Consider the following 18,746-nt stretch of genomic DNA (forward strand, 5'->3'; position numbering starts at 1 on the left):
GCCATGCCGGGAGGTCTCGCCATCGCTGCCCTGTCCCACGCGCTGCGGTTCCGCCTGCGCCAGGTGATCACCGAGGAAGACAGCGCCGCGATCGGCCAGATCGATGTCGTCACCCGCGCGCCCGAGCAAATGGGCACCCCCGCGCCGACCCGCGCGACCCTGCTGCTCTACCCCTATCGCGTTGTGCCGAATGCCGGTTGGCAGAGCAGCCGCGGCGCGCCCTACAATTCCGCCGGCGAGCGGCAGGCCGATCCGCTTCTGGCGCTCGACGTGCACTATCTGCTCGCCGCCTATGGCCCCAACGCAGTGCTGCCCGAGCTCGCGCTCGGCATAGCGATGCTCGCGCTGCACGAGACCCCGCAGCTGACCGCCGCGCTGCTTCAGGCCGCAGCCTCCGATGCCTCGCTGCCGGGCACCTCGCCTCTGCCGCAGGCGGTGCAGCAGCTCGCCAGTCAGGACGCGCCGATCAAGGTGTCCGCCACGCCGCTCGACATGGAGCCACTTTCGCAGCTGTGGTCGATGATGAACAGCGGGCTTCGCGTGGGCATGACCTATCAGGTCGGCACCCTGCTGATGGAGCGCCAGCGGCGGCGTGCGCCCGCGCCCCCGGTGCGCGAGGGGCGGCTGGCGGTCACGCTGCTGCGCGCGCCCAATATCGACCGCCTGCTGGTCGCCCCCGCCGATCCCGCCCAGCCTTTCGCCGAACGCGCCATCGCCGCACCGGGCGAGCGCATCAGGCTGACCGGCAGCGGGCTTGCGGGCGCGATCACCGAACTGCTGGTGGGCGGGCTGGTCGTCCCCACCACCGCGCTGGCGCAGGATGCTCTCGAAGCGAGCCTTCCTGCCAACCTGCGCCCCGGCCTGGCGCAGCTGCGCATCCGCCACCGGATCGCCAAGCCCGCAGGAAAGCTTCCGCCGCCGCCCGCCGGGAACATCCCGGTCGAACAGTCGAACCTCGTCGCCATCGCCATCCGTCCGGTGCTGCGCACCACGAACCCCTTCGTATTCAGCGGACGTGTGGTCGATGACGGTGTGGTGCGCTTTACCGCGACGGTGCATTTCGCGGTCGCGGTCGGACGGTTGCAGCGCGCCGAACTGCTGCTCAATGCGGTGAACCCGGACGCCAACGGGCGTTTCCCGGCCTATGTCTTCGAAGCGCCCGATCCGCCCCCGGGCACGGCGGACGCAGCGGTCACCAACCGCACCTTCACCATCGCCGGCGTCACGCCGGGGCAATATCTCGCGCGGGTGATCATCGACGGTGCGGAAAGCGCGCTCAGGACGGGAGCGGCGGGCTATAACGGCCCGATCGCCACGGTGCCGGCATGAGCGCTAGCGTCCATCCTTTCACCGGCGCCGCAGCCGGCACAGCGGAGCCGCCGACCCTCGCGCCGGAGATCGACGCGATCAATCGCCGCCTGGCCGAGCTTGCCGGGGTCGCTCCGCCCGAGGCCATGCCGCCCGAGGCCGCGCCGCGCTGGGCCGTCGATGCGGTCGCGCTGCGCTTCGGCCTTTCGGCGGGCGAGCGGGCCGCACTGCTCTTTGCCGCCGCGAGCGAATGCTGCGCCGCCACCGCCGCGCTGGTCGCGCGCATCGGCAGCGGCCCGCCGACACTGGGCCTCGCGATCCGGGTGTGCGAGGGGCTCGACTGGGCAGCGCTCCGCCCCGACGCCGCATTGCGCCGCGCGCGCCTGATCGCACTCGCCGAAGTGCCGGGCGCGGGGCTAAGCGAGCGGCCGTTCCGGATCGACGACAACGTGCTGCTGTTCCTCAACGGCTGCACCCAGATCGCGCCCGAACTGATCGCGGTGAGCCAGACGCTGCCCGCCTCGGCGCGGCTGGCGACCGATGCGACGCTGGTCGCCGAGATCGCCGGGGCCTGCGAGGCGGCGGGCGGGGCATTGCTGGGCATGCCGGTGATCGAACTCAACGCGAGCGAGCGGGCAGACGGTGTCGCCCACGCGCTCGCCGGGTTCCATGCGGCGGGCTTCGGCAGCCTCGTCGTCCCGCTCTCGCGCCTGCCTGCCGATCCGGCGGCGCTGGTGGGGCTGCGCGATCTGTGGCTGCGCGATGCGCTGCTCTATGGCCTGGCGCTGGTGCTGGTCGACGACGTGCCGGGCGCGGCGATGCTCGATCCGCTGGTCGGCGGCTGGGCAGGGCCCGTCGCGCTGGTGACGGATACGCCGCGGCTGGAGCTGACGGCGCGGCGCAGCTTCGTTGTCGGCCATGACCGGACGCAGCAGCGCGCGGCATGGCAGAGCGCGCTCGGCGAGACCTCGGGCACGCCCGCCCCGGATCTCGTCGAGCGCCTCGCACACAGCTTCCGCCTGCCCGTTCCGGTGGTCGCCGATCTCGCACAGCGCCACGCCGCGGACAGCCCCGAGACGCTCTGGGCCGCCGCCCGCGCGGCAGCCTCTCCGCGCGATATCGGCTTTGTCGACCGGATCGTCCCCGTGGCGCGCGCCGAGCAGCTGATCCTCCCCGACGAGGCGGCGGCGACCATCGCCACCATCATCGGTGCAGGCCGCGCGCATCACCGCGTCGTGGGCGAATGGGGCTTTGGCGGGGCGAGCGCGCGTGGGCTCGGCATCACCGCGCTGTTTTCGGGCGAGAGCGGCACCGGCAAGACCATGGCCGCCGAAGCCATTGCCCATGCCTTGTCGCTCGATCTCTACCGGGTCGAGGTCTCCGCCGTCGTCAGCAAGTATATCGGCGAAACCGAGAAAAACCTGCGCCGGGTCTTCGCCGCAGCCGAAGCTGGCGGCGGGGTGCTGCTGTTCGACGAGGCCGACACCCTGTTCGGCAAACGCAGCGAGGTGAAGGACGCGCACGACCGCTATGCCAACATGGAGGTCGGCTACCTGCTCCAGCTGATGGAGAGCTTCGCCGGGATCACCATCCTCACCACCAATATCGACGACGGGCTCGACAGCGCCTTCATGCGGCGGCTGCGGTTTGCGGTGCAGTTCCCGCTGCCCGGCCAGGCCGAGCGCGAGCGGATCTGGGCGGGGATCTTCCCGGCGGCGACACCGCTGGGCGAGATCGACCACACCGCGCTTTCGCGCCTCTCGCTCACTGGCGGCAACATCCGCAACATCGCCTTGGGCGCAAGCCTGCGCGCGGCGGCAGCGGGCGGGGTGGTGGGGATGGCAGAGATCCTCGATGCGGCGCGTGCGGAGTTGGTGAAGCTCGGCCGCCCGCTCAGCGATATCGACCAGAGGAGCTGGGGATGAGAGGCGTGCCCTCGCTCTCGATCGAATCGCTGGTCGTGCCCGGAATGGGCGCGCAGGACGCCGAGCGGCTGGCGGCAGACCTCCACGGCCATCTTGCCGCGCTCGAGGATGCCGACCGCGCGAACGGGGTGGTGTGGCAGCAGCCGCAGGGTCCGGTCGATCTGACGCTCGAAGGCGAGCCGGACGGCACCGTCGATCCTGCCAGCATGGCCCGGGCGATCCGGTCCTATTTCATCGTGGTGGAGCGACCGTCGTGAAGATGCGCGCGCGCCTCAGGGCCGGGACGGCCGACGTCGCATCGGGCGGGGCGATCCGCCGGGCGGAGACCCCGCACCGCGCGCTGATGGTTGCGAGGTTCGGCCGCCGCGCCGCGCATGTGCCGGTGTTCGTCGGCCCTGCGGTCGCCCAGCAGCTCGGCCGCAAGCAGGCGCAGGGTGCGGCGATCGACGGGGCGGTGTTCCTGCCGAACGAGGGCGCCGACGCCGATCTGGTCGCGCACGAGCTCGCCCACGCCTTGCAGCAGCCCGAAGCGGGAGGCCTCGCCGATGCGCCGCCCGCCGCCCTGCTCGAACGGCTGGCCCATGCCCCGGTGCTGCCCGAACACAGCCGCGCCGAGGCTATTGCCGAGCAAGCGGCGGACGGCGCGGGCAGCGCGCCGGCCGATCTCGCTGCCGCGCCCTTGCCCGCCGGTGTGGCCGCACTGCGGCGGACCGTGCCCGAGGGCGAGGCGACCACCGCGCCCGCGCCCGTCACCCCCCGCGCCGATCCGCCCGCTCCTGCTCCGGCCACCTCCGGCCCCGACAACGCGGCTCCAGCTGCGGTGACTCCAGCTGCGGGCGAGGCCGACATCGCGCCCACTTTCGCCCCGCCCGAATTCGCCGAGCCCACCATCGATCCCGCCGTCGCCGCCCAGCGCGCGGCCGAGGCTGCGGCGGCGCAGGAGGCGATGGCGGCGGCCGAGAGCCCGGCGGGGGTGATGGACGCCTATTCGACGATGGCCCCCTCGCAGAAGGCGCTGGCGATGGGCGGGCTGCAAGGGCGGCTCGAAGCGAGCAACGCCACCGCCAACACCAAGCTCGCCGAGGCGACCCCTGCGGTCAGCGTCGCCACCCGCGGCGAGGATGCCGCGCTGCCGCTGCCCGCGCCGATCACCGTCCCCACCGACGCGCCCGACATCACCCCCGCCGACGCCGCCGCGCCGACCGTGGACGTGCCCGCCGCGCCCGAACAGCCGACGCTTTCGGTGCCGCCCACGTTCAACCATGAAATGGAGCGGCACTTCACCGAAAGCGCGACGCCCGAGCGCGTGGACGACCAGATCGACGCGGTCTCGACCCGCAATCCCGGCATCCAGACCGCGGTGACCGAGCGGGCCGATGTGCCGCGCGACGGGGCGAACGATCCCGCCCGGCTCGACGAGGCGCAGCAGCAGCAGCGCGATGCGGCCTCCTCGCAGCGGCAGGAAGCGGCGGCGGCGGTGGTGAACGGCCCCGGCCCCGAGACCATCATGCCCCGCGCTCTGGAGGCCGAGGTGCCCGCCCCCGCGATGCAGGCCGCCGCGACCCCGGCGATCACCCCCGCACCCGAGGCCGCGCAGCTTCAAGCGCTCGCTCTCCCCGAAACCGTGGTCGCCGATTTCGATGCCGCAACGGGCGCCGAGATGGCCGCCAGCACTGCCGCCGCGCGCGAGCAGATGCAGACCGCCGAGACCGACCGCCAGACCGCGCACGACACTGCCGTCTCCGAGGCCGAGACCAGCCGCGCCGATGCCGAGCGGCAGGCCGATCAGGAACAGCGCGACGCCGTGACCGAGCACCGCCAGGCGATCCAGGACGAACGCCAGCGCACCGTCGATGACCAGAACACCGCGATGGCCGAGGTCAACGGACAGGCCGCCCGCGCCCGCGATGCCAAGCGCACCGAGGCCGAGACCGAGGTCCGCAACGCCGAAACGCAGATCAATGCGCGCTACGACCAGGCCGAGGCCGACGCCCGCGCCGAAGTCGCCGAGGGCGAACGCAGGGCTGAGGCCGAGCGCGAGCGCAAGCGGCGCGAGAGCGAGGAGCAGAGCTGGTGGGAACGCGCCGCCGGCTGGATCGCCGATGCCTTCGAGGCGCTGGTCTCGCTCGTCAACGGCATCTTCGATCTGGTGCGTTCGGCGATCACCGGGCTGATCGACCTCGCGCGCCGTGCGGTGACGGCGCTGATCGACCTCGCCTCGCGCGCCCTGCAGGCGCTGGTCTCGGCGCTGGGCGACATCCTCAAGGGTCTCATCGACGGGCTGATCGGCCAGATCTTCCCCGAGCTCGCCGCGCGATTGAGTGCCGCGATCGACCGCGCGGTCAACGCGGTCAACAGCGCCATCGATGCCGTCGCCAACCGCCTGATCGCCGGCGTGAACGCCATCGCCGCCGCGCTGACCTCTGCGGTCAATGCGCTGCTCGATGCGTTTCAGGGCGCGTTCAACGCCGCGGTCGCGGTGTTGCAGGCGGCCATCAGCGGCGACTGGGGCGCGCTGCTGCGGCAGGTGCTCGATGCGGTGCTGCGCGTGCTCGGCATCGATCCGGCCGCCTTCCACGCTCTGATCGCGCAGGCGACCGATGCGATCTCGATCATCGTCAACGATCCGGGCGCCTTCGTAGGCAACATGATCTCGGCGCTGGTCGGCGGGGTCGAGAAATTCCGCGACAATTTCGGCACGCACCTGAGGCGCGGGGTGATCGGCTGGCTCACCGGCGCGCTCGGCGACATCCAGATCCCGAGCGAATGGACGCTGTGGACCGTGCTCGATCTCGTCCGCCAGATCATGGGGCTGACCTGGGATTTCGTCCGCGAGCGGGCCGGACGGCTGATCGGGCCGCAGAATGTCGCGCGGCTCGAGATGATGGCGAGCTGGATCGGCACGCTGATCACCGAGGGCTGGCAGGGCCTGTGGACCCGCATCCAGGAATCGCTCGCCTCGCTGCGCGACAGCGTGCTCGAATCGATCCGCAACTTCCTGATGGAGCGGGTGGTGATGGCCGCGATTGGCTGGCTCGCGAGCCTGTTCAATCCGGTCGGCGCGCTGGTGAAGCTCGTGATGACGATCTGGAACATCTACCAGTTCGTCAGCGCCCAGTTGCAACGCCTGATGGGCATCGCGACGGCGGTGGTCGCCTCGATCTCGAACATCGCCCACGGCGTGCTCGATCCGGCCAAGCAGCGGGTGGAGGAGGTGCTCGGCAACCTCGTGCCGGTGGTGATCGACCTCTTGATGAGCCTGCTCGGCGTGACCGGCGTGGCGGCGCGGGTGCGCCAGATCATCACCGACTTGCGCCAGTCGATCGCCAACGCGGTCGACCGGATGCTGGAACGGGTGCTGACGACGCTCGGCCTGCGGCGGGGCTCCGGCGATGCGGCAGCGGCGGGTGCTGCGGGGGCTGGAGGCGCGGCGGCAGCGCAAATCGGCCACCCCGTCCGCGTCGATGTCGCCGAGGGTGAGGACCACACCCTCTCGATCGACCGCACCGGCCCGGGCGGGGCGACTGTTATGCTGCGGAGTGATCCAAGGCCGCTGGGGGACTGGTTGACCGTTCTGGCGGCTCGGGCCGAGACCGAGCGGAACGAGACCAAGAAGGCGACCGCGCTGCGAAAGATCGGCGAGGCGCGCACGCTGCTTGCGGAGCTCGAGCCTGCAGCCGACGCCATTGCCGCTGCCCGTCCTGCAGGAACGACAGCTGCTCCCGCAACGCCCCGGCCGGCTGCTGCTGGCGGCGCTTCCGCTCCGAGCGAGGCGACCGTGGTCAGCAAGGAGGAGCGGATGGGGCCGATCCTCAAGGAAATCTTCGATAACCTATCCGGGGCCGGGGATGCCTTCATTGAAGGTCATGCGGCGGACCTCGCGCGTGTGCATGGCGATGCCGCCAACGCCATTCGGCTCGAACTGCGCCGCGACATCGGCAACTACGCACGCAACACCGATTGGGCGGGGGTCACGGCCATGCTCAAGCGCAATTATGCGCTGCTGCAGCAACCCTTCCTCGCTACCAGCGCCGCTTTCCCGACAGCGCTGAGAGGCGCGGCGACCGCGCAGATCGATGCGCACAAGGCCGAAATGGCGAGAACGCCGGCAGATGACCCGGGCGGGGCCCGTGCGAATGCGCCCACTGACCGCGTGCTGCGCGAACTCGCGTCCGGTGTGCGCGACGGCGCTCCGGGTGTCTTCGGCGAACTCTATGCGGCCACCACACGACTGATCATGACGGGCAACGGTCAGGCCGTCACGACGCTCAATGATCTGATGAAGCGCGCCGCGGCACAGGCGACCACGGAGATGGCGCGGTCCGCCGGGACCCGCGATCAGGCGCTGGTCACTGCCATCGGCAATGCTGGCGGGATCATTCCCTTCCTCAACAACATGGCCAAGAACCGCTCGGCCGGAGGGATGTCCGAGTCCCAGTTGGAGACCGCATGGACCAATCAGGCCAACCTCGATTACGTCAAGGACCTGTTCCGGGCGGCCATGCCCGAACAGCACGAGTGGATCCCGTCCAACTTCATCCCGAACGTGGTGCGGCTGGCATCGGTTGCGACCCCTGCCGGACAGGAAGCGGGCGAGACCTTCGCTCTCTGGGTGCGCGTCCAGCATGAATGGCGGACGCCGACACGCAGTCTGATCTTCAAGCCCGAAGGGAACACCCGGCGGGCCTTCACCGCCGATGTGCCGCAGCCCGATGGTACGACCCGCAGGCTGCCGGTGGTCATTCTGCAAGGCCATAGCGGCGCGGTCTATGCGCCCGCCGAGGACGGCGCGCTGACAGCGCGGCCCGTGCCCCAGACCAAGGGGCAGCCCTGGTGGCACGACGAGCTGCGCGACCGGTTCGTTGCCGGGTCGACCAATGATTCCAAGGCGGGGGTGCAGGCGATCATGGAGGCGGTGAAGACGTTCACGGATACAACCGTGCTCCAGACGCGCGAGGTCAGCGGCGTCGGCACGTTCAGCGGGTACACGAGTTCGACCGGAGCCGTGACGGGGCTCGACGAGATCCTGACACGTGCCGCGAACGCAGGGACCCAGATCCGCGCCGACTTCGCGCGGGCAAGGGCGGTGTTATCATGACCGCCCCCTTCACCCCCAAGACCCTGCGCGGGGCGATTATCAGCTTCAAGCTGCCTGACCCTGCGCCCAGTGTCATCGTGTTCCAATACAACCCCGCAAGCCTATCGCGCACGCTCGAGGCGCGCACTGCGGGCGGAGGCGAGGGGGCGGGGGAGGAGGCGTTCCGCATCGCCGGGGCGCCCAACGAGACGATCAAGCTCGAGATCGAGCTCGACGATACTGATGGCACCGCCGGCTCCGATACCCCGCGCCCGGGCGGGGTGCTGGCGCAGCTTGCGGCGCTCGAGCTGCTGATCGCACCCTCGACCGCGATGGTGATCGCCAACACCATCCTCGCGCAGGTCGGCACGATCGAGATCATTCCGCCGCAGGCCCCCTTCACGGTGCTGGTCTTCGGGCAGCACCGGATCGTGCCGGTGCGGATCGCCGAGTTCAGCATCAGCGAGGACGAGTTCGGGCCCGATCTCGCGCCGATCCGCGCCAAGGTTTCGCTGGGTCTGAAGGTGCTCACCTATTCGGACCTCCAGTTCACGCACCCCGGCCATCACCTCAGCCTCGCGCATCAGGTGAGCAAGGAGGTGCTCGCCAAGATCGCAACCGCGGGTTCGCTCGATGCCGTGCTCGGCAGCGGGCAGCGGATACTCTGAAGGGGAGAGGGGGGAGATGTCGATCAACGATCCCGATGGCCGCTACGCCCGCAGCGAGCTGCGCTATCACACGCTGCCCGGCGGGCGCACCGTGGTGCATCTCGCCCGGCGCTTCGTGCCCGATCCTGCGCGCATGACCATCGCCGGTGTCCTCCCGACGCAGGCGGGCGAGCGGGTCGACCTGTTTGCCGCGCGCACCGTCGGCGTGCCGACCGCATGGTGGCGCATCGCCGACGCGAACCGCGTGATCCATCCCGAAACGCTCGAATGGCCCGAGGGCCAGCGGCTGGTCGTCGCCCTGCCGGAGCCCGGGGCATGAGCCTGTTCGGTACCCATCTCACCATCCTTGCCGGCATGGGTGTGCCCCTGCCGCTGCCCGAAATGGCACTGAACGCGCTCGACAAGATCGAGGTCGCCTCGGTCACCCGCGATCCGTCCGCGCTCCAGATCCAGTTCAAGGCGGGGCGCGGGTCGACGCTGGCCGATGTGGTCGATTACCCGCTGATGAAGCTCCCTGGCCTGATGGCGGGCGCGCGCATCATCATCGTGCTGACGCTCGGGATCATGCCCAACGTGCTGTTCGACGGGCTGGTGACGCAGGTGCAACTCAACCCCGGGCAGGGGCAGGGCGACGGGACGCTGGCGGTGACCGCGCTCGACATCCGCCAGGCGATGGACCGCGAGGAGGTCTCGACCGAATATCCCGGCATGCCGGTCGCCGCGATCGTGCCGGTCGTGCTGGCGAAATACGCCCGCTACGGCGTGGTGCCGATGATCGTGCCGCCGGTGCCGACCGACATACCGCTGCCGATCGACCGGGTGGTGACCCAGCACGAGACCGATCTCGGCTTCCTCAACCGGCTGGCGGGCGAGAACGGCTGCGTCTTCACCATGACGCCGGGGCCGGTGCCGGGCACCAACACTGCCTATTTCGGGCCGCAGCCGCGGATCGGTCTGCCGCAATCGGCGCTGACGCTGAACATGGGGCCCGACAGCAATCTCCTGTCGATCAACTTCCAGAACAACGCGAGCGACGCGCACCGGGTGAGCGGGGCGGTGCAGGACCGGACGACGGGGACGCGGGTGCCGGTCGAATCCGTGCCCCCGCTCACCGTGCCGCTCGCGACCGAGCCTGCGATCCTCAACCCCGAGGTCGCGGGCGTGCGCTCCTACCGCCCCGATGGCGCGCGCACCGCGGCGGCCGCGCTCGCCGAGGCGCAGGCGGCCTCCGAAGCCTCCGCGCAGGTGCTGACTGCCGAGGGCGAGCTCGACGGCAACCGCTACGGCAAGGTGCTGCAACCGCGCCAGCTGGTCGGCGTGCGCGGCGCGGGCCGGGCGCACAACGGGTTCTTCTTCGTGGAGGAGGTGAAGCACGTCATCATGCGCGGAGAATACAAGCAGCAATTCAAGCTGAGCCGTGAGGGGACCGGCACGACCACGCCGGTGGTGCCGACATGAGCGCGACCTATCCCGGCCTGTACCGCGGCAAGGTGCAGAACAATATCGACCCGCTGATGCTGGGGCGGCTGGCGGTGTCGGTGCCCGGCGTGCCGGGCGCCTCGGAAATGTCCTGGGCGCTGCCTTGTGCGCCCTATGCGGGCAGCAGCGTCGGCGGCTTCTCGCTCCCGCCGGTCGGCGCGGATGTGTGGATCATGTTCGAAGGCGGCAACAGCAGCGATCCGGTGTGGATGGGCGGTTTCTGGAGCACCGCGTCGATGCCGCCCGCCAGCCCCGCCATGCCAACAATGCGGGTGTTCAAGTGCGACGGGCTGACCGCGACGATCACCGATCTGCCGGGCGCGGCAATGTTCGAGATCAAGACCGCGACCGGCGCGAAGATCGCGATGGGGCCGACCGGGATCGAGATCGACAACGGCATGGGGGCCAAGATCACCATGATGGGCCCGCAGATCAGCATCAACAACGGCGCTCTGGAGGTGATCTGATGGGCACGCCGGTGATCACCAGCCAGACGACCGTGATGTGCGGCCACGGCGGCAGCGCGACCCACGTGCCGACCAACATGCGCGTCCGCATCGCCAGCATGCCGGTCGCGGTCGCATCCGACCAGCATGTCGTGGCGGGCTGCTCGCTCAGCTCCGTACCCTCCACGCCCTGCACCACGCTGACCTGGAGCGTGCCGGCGCTGCGGGTCAAGGCGGGCGGGGTGCCGGTGCTGGTGCAGACCAGCGTCCCGATGGGGATTGGCCCCGGCGTCGTCGCCGTCGGCCAGGTGCGGGTGATGGCGACATGAACTGGATGGCGCACCCCTACCGGGCCGCCCTCGGCCGGACCGCGCGCAGCGACGATGCCGCCCATGTGCGCGACATGCTGGAGCAGGTGCTGTTCACCGCGCCGGGCGAGCGCATCAACCGCCCCGATTTCGGCTGCGGGCTCAACCAGCTCCTTTTCCTCGGCAACTCGCCCGATCTCGCACTGTCGGTCGACATGACCGTGCGCGGCGCGGTGCAGCGCTGGCTGTCGGAGGTGATGACGCTGGAGGGGCTGACGGTGCGCAGCGAGGATGCGACGCTCATCATCGATCTGGTCTACCGCCTGAAGGCGACTGGCGAGAGCCAGCAGATCAGCCTGACGAGGCCGGTGTCATGAGCTGGGCGTCGGGCGATCCGCGCCGTCAGGCCCGCGCCGACCTGCTGCGCGTGGCGGCGGCTGTGCAAGGCGCGGCGCAGGCCAACGGGATCATCGCGGTCGAGGTGATCGATGTGGGCGGCGAGGCGGTCGACCTGCGGCTCGAGCTGGTGTTCGACGCTGCCCCCAGCGGGCCTTCGCAGGTGCTCGGCACCGATATCAGCATCACCGGCGGGCAGCGCCGCCCGAGCGTAGCGGTCGGCACCGTAACCGCATCCGGCCGGACGCTGACCGTGCGCGTGCCGCGCCGCGGCGACTTCTCGATCTATACCCTGCGCCTCTCGCGCGGGGGTGCGCCGCTGCCGGGCTTCGATCCGCTGCTGTCGGTCATCCCGGTCGGCTTCCGCCTGCAATGCACCCAGAACTTCGATTGCGAAGCGCCCGATCCGGCTGACGAGACCCCGCTGGCCGAGGCGCCGATCGACTATCTCGCCCGCGATTTCACCGGCTTCCGGCGGCTGATGCTCGACCGCTTCGCGGCGCTCACCCCGGGCTGGCGCGATCCCGGGCCGGCCTCGGCCGAGGTCGCGATCATCGAGATGCTCGCCCATGTCGCCGACCGCATCGCCTATGCGCAGGACAGCGTCGCGACCGAGGCGACGCTCGATACCGCGCGGATGCGGATTTCGGCCAAGCGCCATGCGCGGATGGTCGATTACGCGATGAGCGACGGGGCAAGCGCGCGGGCCTTCGTCCATGTGCGGATGATCACGCCCGCACCCGGACGCCCCGCACTGGTCGGTGACATCAATCCCGGGGCGCGCTTCCTCACCGCCTGGCCCGCGCTCCCCCCTGCCGGACCCGATGCCCGCTTCGCGGGCGAGGCACGGGCCGGCGGCGCGCAGGTGTTCGAGGCGGTGCTCCCGGCGAAGCTCAGCTCGGTCCACAACCGCATCGTGATCCACGACTATGCCGGCGCTTTGACCGAATTGCCGCGCGGCACCACCGCCATGGCGCTCGCCAATCCGGACGGCGCGCTGACGCTGGCGGCGGGCGATCTGCTGCTGATCGAGGAAGTGCTCGATGAATTCGGCAATGCCAGTCCCGATCCGGCGCGGCGGCACGTGGTGCGGATCACCGCAGTGCAGGCGGGGAGCGATCCGGCGGGCGGTGTCGATGGCGGGGGCAACCCGGTGCCGATGGCGCTGCTCCATGTCAGCTGGTCATCCGCCGATGCGCTGCCCTTCGCGCTGCCGCTGGCGCGGGTCAACGCGCTTGATGCGGTCGAGGGGCTGGCGATCGGCACGGTGCAGCCCACCGCGATTGCCCGCGGCAACATGGTGCTGGTCGATCACGGCGAGGCGCGCGGCCACGACAAGTTGCGGCCGGTGCGCGCCCCCGGTCGCCGGCGGGTGTTCATGCCGCTCTCGCAGGCCCCCGTCGCCTTCGCGCCGCCGCCGCCCGAAGCCGGCGTTCCGGCGCAGGCGATGCTGGCTCCCGACCCGGCGACCGCCTACGCGCGGATCGAGGCACGGCAGGATGTGGGGGCCGGTGCCGACGCCGTATGGACGCTGGTGCCCGACATGTTCGACGAGCGCGGCGATGCCCGCGTGCTCTCGCTCGACGTGGATGACCGCGGCATCGGCATCCTGCGCACGGGGGACGGCGTCAACGGGCGCATCCCCGAAGAGGATACCGATTTCGAGCTGCGCTACCGCGTCGGGGGCGGCACCATCGGCAATGTCGGGGCCGAGAGCATCAGCCATCTCCTGACCGACGCCTATGTCGGGCTGGGCGGCGCACTGGTGGTCGGCTTCAGCGGGCAGGCTTCGGACATCGCGGCGGTCCGCAACCCGCTACCCGCGCGCGGCGGCGCCGATCCCGAGACCATCGACACATCCCGTCTGCGCGCCCCGCTCAACTTCCGCGAGCCCCGGCGCGCGGTGACGCCGAAGGACTATGCCGAGCGCCTGCTCGACGATCCCTTGGTCACCAATGCCTATGCGATCGAGCGCTGGACCGGGGCCGAGCGCGCGATCGTGCTGCTGGTCGATCTTGTGGGCGGTGCGCCGCTCGATGACGGGGTGGAGCGGCAGCTGCGGCGCCTGCTGGAGCCCTATCGCCTCGCCGGCCACGTGCTCGAATTCCGCACGCCGGTAATGGTGCCGGTCGAGCTGGCGATGCGCGTCTGCGTCCGTCCCGATGCCCTGCGCGACAAGGTCCACGAACAGTTGCTGCGGGTGTTTTCGAGCGGCCGCTTCGCCGATGGCAGCACCGGCCTGTTCCATCCCGACCGCTTCACCTTCGGCTCGCCCCTGCTGCTCTCGCGCCTCTATGCCGCGGCGCAGGGCGTCGACGGGGTGCGCCATGTCGATGTCACCCGCCTGCGCCGCCAAGGAGTCGCCGGAGCGGGCAACGAGGCGCTCGATACGGGGCGGCTGCTGGTGGGCGATTACGAGATCCCGCTGCTCGCCAATGATCCCAACTTTCCCGATCGCGGGACGGTATCCTTCACGATGGAGGGCGGACGATGACCGTGCCGACCGACAATGCGCCCGGCAAGTCGAGCGTAAGCTATCGCTCGGTCCGCTACGGCACCGCGCGCGAGGCGATGCTCGATGCGCTGGCGCGCGATACGGAGTGGCTGTGCGATCTCAACACCCGCGATCCGTCCGACCCCACCATCGCCCTCATCGACGCCTGGGCCATCGGCGGGGATGTTCTGAGCTTCTATGCCGAGCGGATCGTCAACGAGAGCTACCTGCCGACTGCGCAGGAACGCCGCTCGCTGCGTTCGCTCGCGCGGCTGATCGATTACGAGCTGCGCCCCGGCAAGGCGGCGGAGGCGTGGATCGCCTTCACGCTCGAGACCGCAGCAGGTGCGCCCGCCGAGGTGCCGATCCCGGTCGGCGTGCGGATCAAGAGCGTGCCCGGCCCGGGCGAGACGATGGCGACCTTCGAGACGGTCGAGGCGATCACCGCGCGCCCGCACCTCAACGCGATGCTGCCGCGCATGACCCGCCCCCAGACCTTCGCCGATATTGCCGCCGCCCAGAGCGCGCTGTGCACCGGCGTCCTCAACGACGTGCGGCGCGGTGACTGGCTGCTGCTCGCAAGCGATTCCGCCGTCACCCCGACGCTCCAGCGGGTCGCGACGGTCACCACCGATGCCCCTGCCAACCGTACGCGCATCGACATGACGCTGAACCCGGTGCGGCCCGAGGTCATCTTCCCGCTGCTCTACTTCCTCTCCGACGTCGCGGTCTTCCCTTCGGGCGGGCTGGGCGCGCTGATGAGCGAGGGGCACCTGATCAACCACGCGCTGAACCAGACCGCCTTCGAGGCCAGCGCGCAGGGCAGCGGGGTCAATGTCCTCGATCTCGCGATCCATCTCCAGATCGCCAACTACGATCCCCCGCTGCCCCCCGACACCGGCCTGTTCCGCTTCCGCGCGCGGGCCGGGATTTTCGGTCACAACGTGCCAGCCGCTAACCCGCCCGAGGATGTCGCCCTGGGGGTGCCGCCCTATTTCAGCGACATGCTGAGCGGGCGTTCGATCCCGCTCGATGTCGATCTGCCGGATTTGCGCGAAGGGGGCTGGGTGGCCTTTGTGCCGACTGTCGGCGACCCCTTCATCACCCGCGTGGCCGGCGTCGTGACCGCCACCCATCGCCACGGCAAGCTGACCGCGCGCACCACCCGCATCACGCTCGACAGGGACCCGCCTGCCGGGATCATGGCCAAGTCCTCGACCGAGATCGCGGTGCTGGTCGACAGTGTCGAACTGCCGCTCGCGCCGCTGCCCGTCACCGAAGCGGTGAGCGGCACGCCCCTGCCGCTCGATACCTACTACCCCGGTCTCGTCCCCGGTCGTCCGGTGATCGTCACCGGAGAGCGCGCCGATCTTGCCGGTGTCACCACGAGCGAGATCCACACGATCGCAGGCGTCACGCTGGTCGATGCGCACAGCGTCCTCCAACTTGAAAGCGCGATCACCGGGCCGTTCAAGCGCGATACGGTGCGGATCAATGCCAATGTCGCGCTCGCCACCCACGGCGAGACCGAGGCGCAGCCGATCGGGCACGGCAACGGCATGGTGGGCGGACAGACCTTCGCGCTGCCCGCGCGTCCGCTGACCTTCGTGGGTGCGCCGACGCCTTCGGGGGTTGCCGCCGCGCTGGAAATCCGCGTCGACGGGCTGCTGTGGCGCGAGGTGCCCTCGCTGCGCGATGCCGGGCCGCTCGATCCGGTCTATGCCCTGCGCCATCAGGAGGACGGGACGACGCTCGTCCAGTTCGGCGACGGCACGAATGGCCGCCGTTTGCCGACCGGCATCAACAATGTCGTTGCGGTCTGGCGAAAGGGACTGGGCCAGACCGGCATGGTGCGCGCAGGCCAGCTGACGCTGCTGGCGGGCGCGCCGCAGGGGGTGAAATCGGCGGTCAATCCGCTCCCCGCCTATGGCGCGGCCGATGGCGAGACGGTCGAGGATGCGCGGCGCAACGCCCCCCTTTCAGTGATGACGCTGGGCCGCATCGTCACCCTCACCGATTACGCCGATTTCGCGCGGGCCTACGTCGGCATCGCCAAGGCGCACGCGATCTGGAGCTGGACCGGCACGCAGAAGGCCGTGCTGCTGACCGTCGCGGGAACGGGCGGCGCTGACGTCGAGGGGCGGGACATGACGAATCTGACCGCCGCGATTGCCGCAGCCTCGGACCAGGCCATTGCGGTGACCATCGTCAACCATCGCCCTGCGGCCTTCCGGCTCAAGGCCTCGCTCAGAATTCTGCCCGAATACCAGCCCGATCTGGTGATCGCCGATGCCAGGGCGCGCCTTGCTGCCGCCTTCGGCTTTGACAGCCGCGATCTGGGGCAGGCGGTGGCGCGCTCCGAGGTGATCGCGGTGATCCAGAATACGCCGGGGGTCGACTGGCTCGATCTCGATGAATTCCACCGCAGCGAGAATAGCGGCGGAAACGCCGTGTCGCTGACAGCGGCGCTGCCGCGCTCGGGTCGCAGGGACCTGTCGGCGCCGCCCGCAGCCGAAATTCTCACGCTCGATCCCAACGGTGCCGACCTGCAGGTGATGCCATGACCGACATGCCCGATCCGCGCCTCACCCCCGCTGCCGAGCGCCTGCTCGCACTGCTGCCCGCGCTGTTCCGGATGCGCGATGCCGAGCAGGCCGCCGCGCTCGCCGCTGAGCTCGATCTGCCGGCCCCCGATCCCGTGGTCGACCGCCCGCAGGGGCCGCTTACCAGCCTCCTCGCGATCCTCGGCCAGCAGTTCGACCAGCTCGAAGCCGAGGTCGACGCCCTCTACGAGGACCAGTTCATCGAGACCTGCGCCGATTGGGTGGTGCCCTATATCGGGGCGCTGGTCGGGGCGCGGATCATCGATGTGGGCGACAGCCGCTCGGCCCGGCGGCAGGTGGCCGATACCATCGCGGGGCGCCGCTCCAAGGGCACGGCGCGGGCGCTCGCCAATCTGGCGGGAGATATCGCCGATGCGCCGGCCGAGGCGATCGAATATCGCGAGTTCGTCGCCACCGCCGTAAACCTCGATTTTCCCCGCCCGGTCCTGACGGCGAGCGTCGCGCTCAACCGGAAGGCCGGGCGCGCGCGGCTGCTGCCCGATCACCACGACCAGCACAGCTGGGAGGTGCGCGACATGCGCGAGGGCGGTCGGTTTGCCTATGGCAATGCGGGCGTGCGCATCTGGCCGGTTCCGGCGCGCGAGCACCGCGAGGTTGTGCCGGTGCCCGTGACCGGCGGCCAGCCCGGACGGTTGCGCTTCTCGCCGCTCGGCCGCGACATCGCCCTGTGGCGGAAGCCCGCGGCGGACGATCCGCAGATCAGCCGCTTGCCGCCTGCCGCCATGCCCGGTCCGATCCCGCTGGCCGATGCGCACGACAATCCCGGCGCCTATTATGGCGCGGGCAGGAGCGTCGACGTGTTCATCGCCGGGACCCGCCGCGCGCTCGCCGACATCTGCTTCTGCGACCTTGGCGACCGCGATGCGGCGGGCACGCAGTGGAACCGGCGCGGGATGATGGCGCATCCGGCCAAGCTGCTGATCGATCCGCTGCGTGGCCGCATGCTGTTGCCCGGTGGCGGTGCCGGCATCGATCTGGCGACGATCCGCGTGCGCTACAGCTACGGGCAGGCGGTGCCCTTCGGCGGGGGCGACTTTGCGATGCCGGCCGGCATCGCCTTTGCCGCACCCGCGATCATCGCCCAGAACCAGGACGAGGCTGCCGCCACGACCGCGTTGGCGGCGGCGCTCGGCGATCTCGCGGCCCGTCCGAGCATCAGCCTGCGCTTCGGCGGAACGATGGTCTGCCCGGCGGCGACGGCCATCCCGGCAGGCGCCGTTGCGCGGCTTTGGGCGGGGGACGGGCTGTGGCCTACCCTGCGCATCGGCGGCAACTGGACGGTCACTGGTGGACAGGGCTCGCGCCTCGAACTGCGGGGCCTCAGGGTGTTCGGCGGCGCGCTGGTTATCGACGCGGCGGGGATCGACGAGCTGGCGATCATCGATTCCACCTTCGATCCGCAGACCACCGCGATCACGGTCCGCGATCCGGGGTGCCGGGTCCGCATTGAACGCTCGATCACCGGGCGGCTCCAGCTGGAGGCGGGCTCGGTCGTCGAGGTCATCGACAGCGTGGTGGATGCCCATCTGCCGACCGCTTCGGCGATTGCGGGCGCGGGCAACGCGCGGGCGGGTAGCCTCTCGGCCGAGCGCTCGACGTTCCTCGGCGATGTCCGCGTGCTCGGGCTGGGCGAGGTCGGCGATTGTCTATTCGCGGTGCGCAGTGGACGGACCGCGGTCACCCCGCCGGTCGATGTCGAGCGCACCCAGTCCGGGTGTCTGCGGTTCAGCGCCTTGCCCCCGGGCTCGCGCACCCCGCGGCGATACCGCTGCTACCCCGCGCATGGCGACCCCGCGCCGTTCGCGCCGGTGTTCGCTTCGCTCGCTTACGGCGATCCCCTCTACGCCACGCTCATCGCTGCCAACCCGCCGGGCCTGACACTGGGCGCGGAGAACGGCGGCGAGATGGGCGTGATGAACGGCCGCAGCTGGCACCGGCGCCGGCGGGCGCTCGATCTGGAACTGCCCGAATGGGCTCCCTTTGGCATGGCCACCGCAACATTGCTGGTGAACGGATAGGAG

The 18,746-nt window shown here is 70.5% G+C and carries 13 protein-coding genes; all 13 read left to right on the top strand.

The window, feature by feature from the left end:
* Positions 1-3: 3 nt before the first annotated feature.
* From BZF57_RS13640 to BZF57_RS21130, 13 genes are read left to right on the top strand one after another with little or no spacing between them, the layout of a single operon-like run.
* Complete coding sequence (locus BZF57_RS13640; RefSeq protein WP_086738872.1) at positions 4-1,329, top strand: Pvc16 family protein; 1,326 nt, start codon at positions 4-6, stop codon at positions 1,327-1,329.
* Complete coding sequence (locus BZF57_RS13645) at positions 1,326-3,233, top strand: ATP-binding protein (RefSeq protein WP_086738874.1); 1,908 nt, start codon at positions 1,326-1,328, stop codon at positions 3,231-3,233. Before BZF57_RS13640 ends, BZF57_RS13645 begins: the two co-directional genes overlap by 4 nt.
* On the top strand, positions 3,230-3,490 hold the full coding sequence (locus BZF57_RS13650) for a hypothetical protein (protein ID WP_086738876.1): 261 nt from the start codon (positions 3,230-3,232) through the stop codon (positions 3,488-3,490). Before BZF57_RS13645 ends, BZF57_RS13650 begins: the two co-directional genes overlap by 4 nt.
* 2 nt (positions 3,491-3,492) lie before the next feature.
* On the top strand, positions 3,493-8,331 hold the full coding sequence (locus BZF57_RS13655) for an eCIS core domain-containing protein (protein ID WP_086738879.1): 4,839 nt from the start codon (positions 3,493-3,495) through the stop codon (positions 8,329-8,331).
* Positions 8,328-8,978, top strand: a complete 651-nt coding sequence (locus BZF57_RS13660; RefSeq protein ID WP_206073269.1) for a hypothetical protein — start codon at positions 8,328-8,330, stop codon at positions 8,976-8,978. Before BZF57_RS13655 ends, BZF57_RS13660 begins: the two co-directional genes overlap by 4 nt.
* A 16-nt stretch (positions 8,979-8,994) precedes the next feature.
* Positions 8,995-9,297, top strand: a complete 303-nt coding sequence (locus tag BZF57_RS13665; protein WP_086738883.1) for a hypothetical protein — start codon at positions 8,995-8,997, stop codon at positions 9,295-9,297.
* A complete protein-coding gene (locus BZF57_RS13670) occupies positions 9,294-10,436 on the top strand; it encodes a hypothetical protein (RefSeq protein WP_086738885.1) in 1,143 nt (380 codons plus the stop codon). Before BZF57_RS13665 ends, BZF57_RS13670 begins: the two co-directional genes overlap by 4 nt.
* Positions 10,433-10,924 (top strand): phage baseplate assembly protein V, encoded by a 492-nt coding sequence (locus BZF57_RS13675; protein WP_086738887.1) that lies wholly within the window; start codon positions 10,433-10,435, stop codon positions 10,922-10,924. Before BZF57_RS13670 ends, BZF57_RS13675 begins: the two co-directional genes overlap by 4 nt.
* Positions 10,924-11,232: a hypothetical protein gene (locus BZF57_RS20820; protein ID WP_143738503.1), complete on the top strand. Its 309-nt coding sequence runs from the start codon at positions 10,924-10,926 to the stop codon at positions 11,230-11,232. Before BZF57_RS13675 ends, BZF57_RS20820 begins: the two co-directional genes overlap by 1 nt.
* Positions 11,229-11,588, top strand: coding sequence for a GPW/gp25 family protein (locus tag BZF57_RS13685; RefSeq protein WP_086738889.1), 360 nt, complete (start codon positions 11,229-11,231; stop codon positions 11,586-11,588). Before BZF57_RS20820 ends, BZF57_RS13685 begins: the two co-directional genes overlap by 4 nt.
* The gene (locus tag BZF57_RS13690) at positions 11,585-14,101 is read left to right on the top strand and encodes a baseplate J/gp47 family protein (RefSeq protein ID WP_086738891.1); all 2,517 of its coding nucleotides are present in this window, start codon (positions 11,585-11,587) and stop codon (positions 14,099-14,101) included. Before BZF57_RS13685 ends, BZF57_RS13690 begins: the two co-directional genes overlap by 4 nt.
* Complete coding sequence (locus BZF57_RS13695) at positions 14,098-16,665, top strand: putative baseplate assembly protein (RefSeq protein WP_086738893.1); 2,568 nt, start codon at positions 14,098-14,100, stop codon at positions 16,663-16,665. Before BZF57_RS13690 ends, BZF57_RS13695 begins: the two co-directional genes overlap by 4 nt.
* On the top strand, positions 16,662-18,743 hold the full coding sequence (locus BZF57_RS21130) for a hypothetical protein (protein ID WP_086738895.1): 2,082 nt from the start codon (positions 16,662-16,664) through the stop codon (positions 18,741-18,743). The genes BZF57_RS13695 and BZF57_RS21130 overlap by 4 nt, the downstream gene beginning before the upstream one ends.
* The last annotated feature ends 3 nt before the right edge of the window (positions 18,744-18,746 follow it).

The sequence above is a fragment of the Erythrobacter colymbi genome, assembly GCF_002155685.1.
Taxonomy (GTDB): Bacteria; Pseudomonadota; Alphaproteobacteria; order Sphingomonadales; family Sphingomonadaceae; genus Erythrobacter; species Erythrobacter colymbi.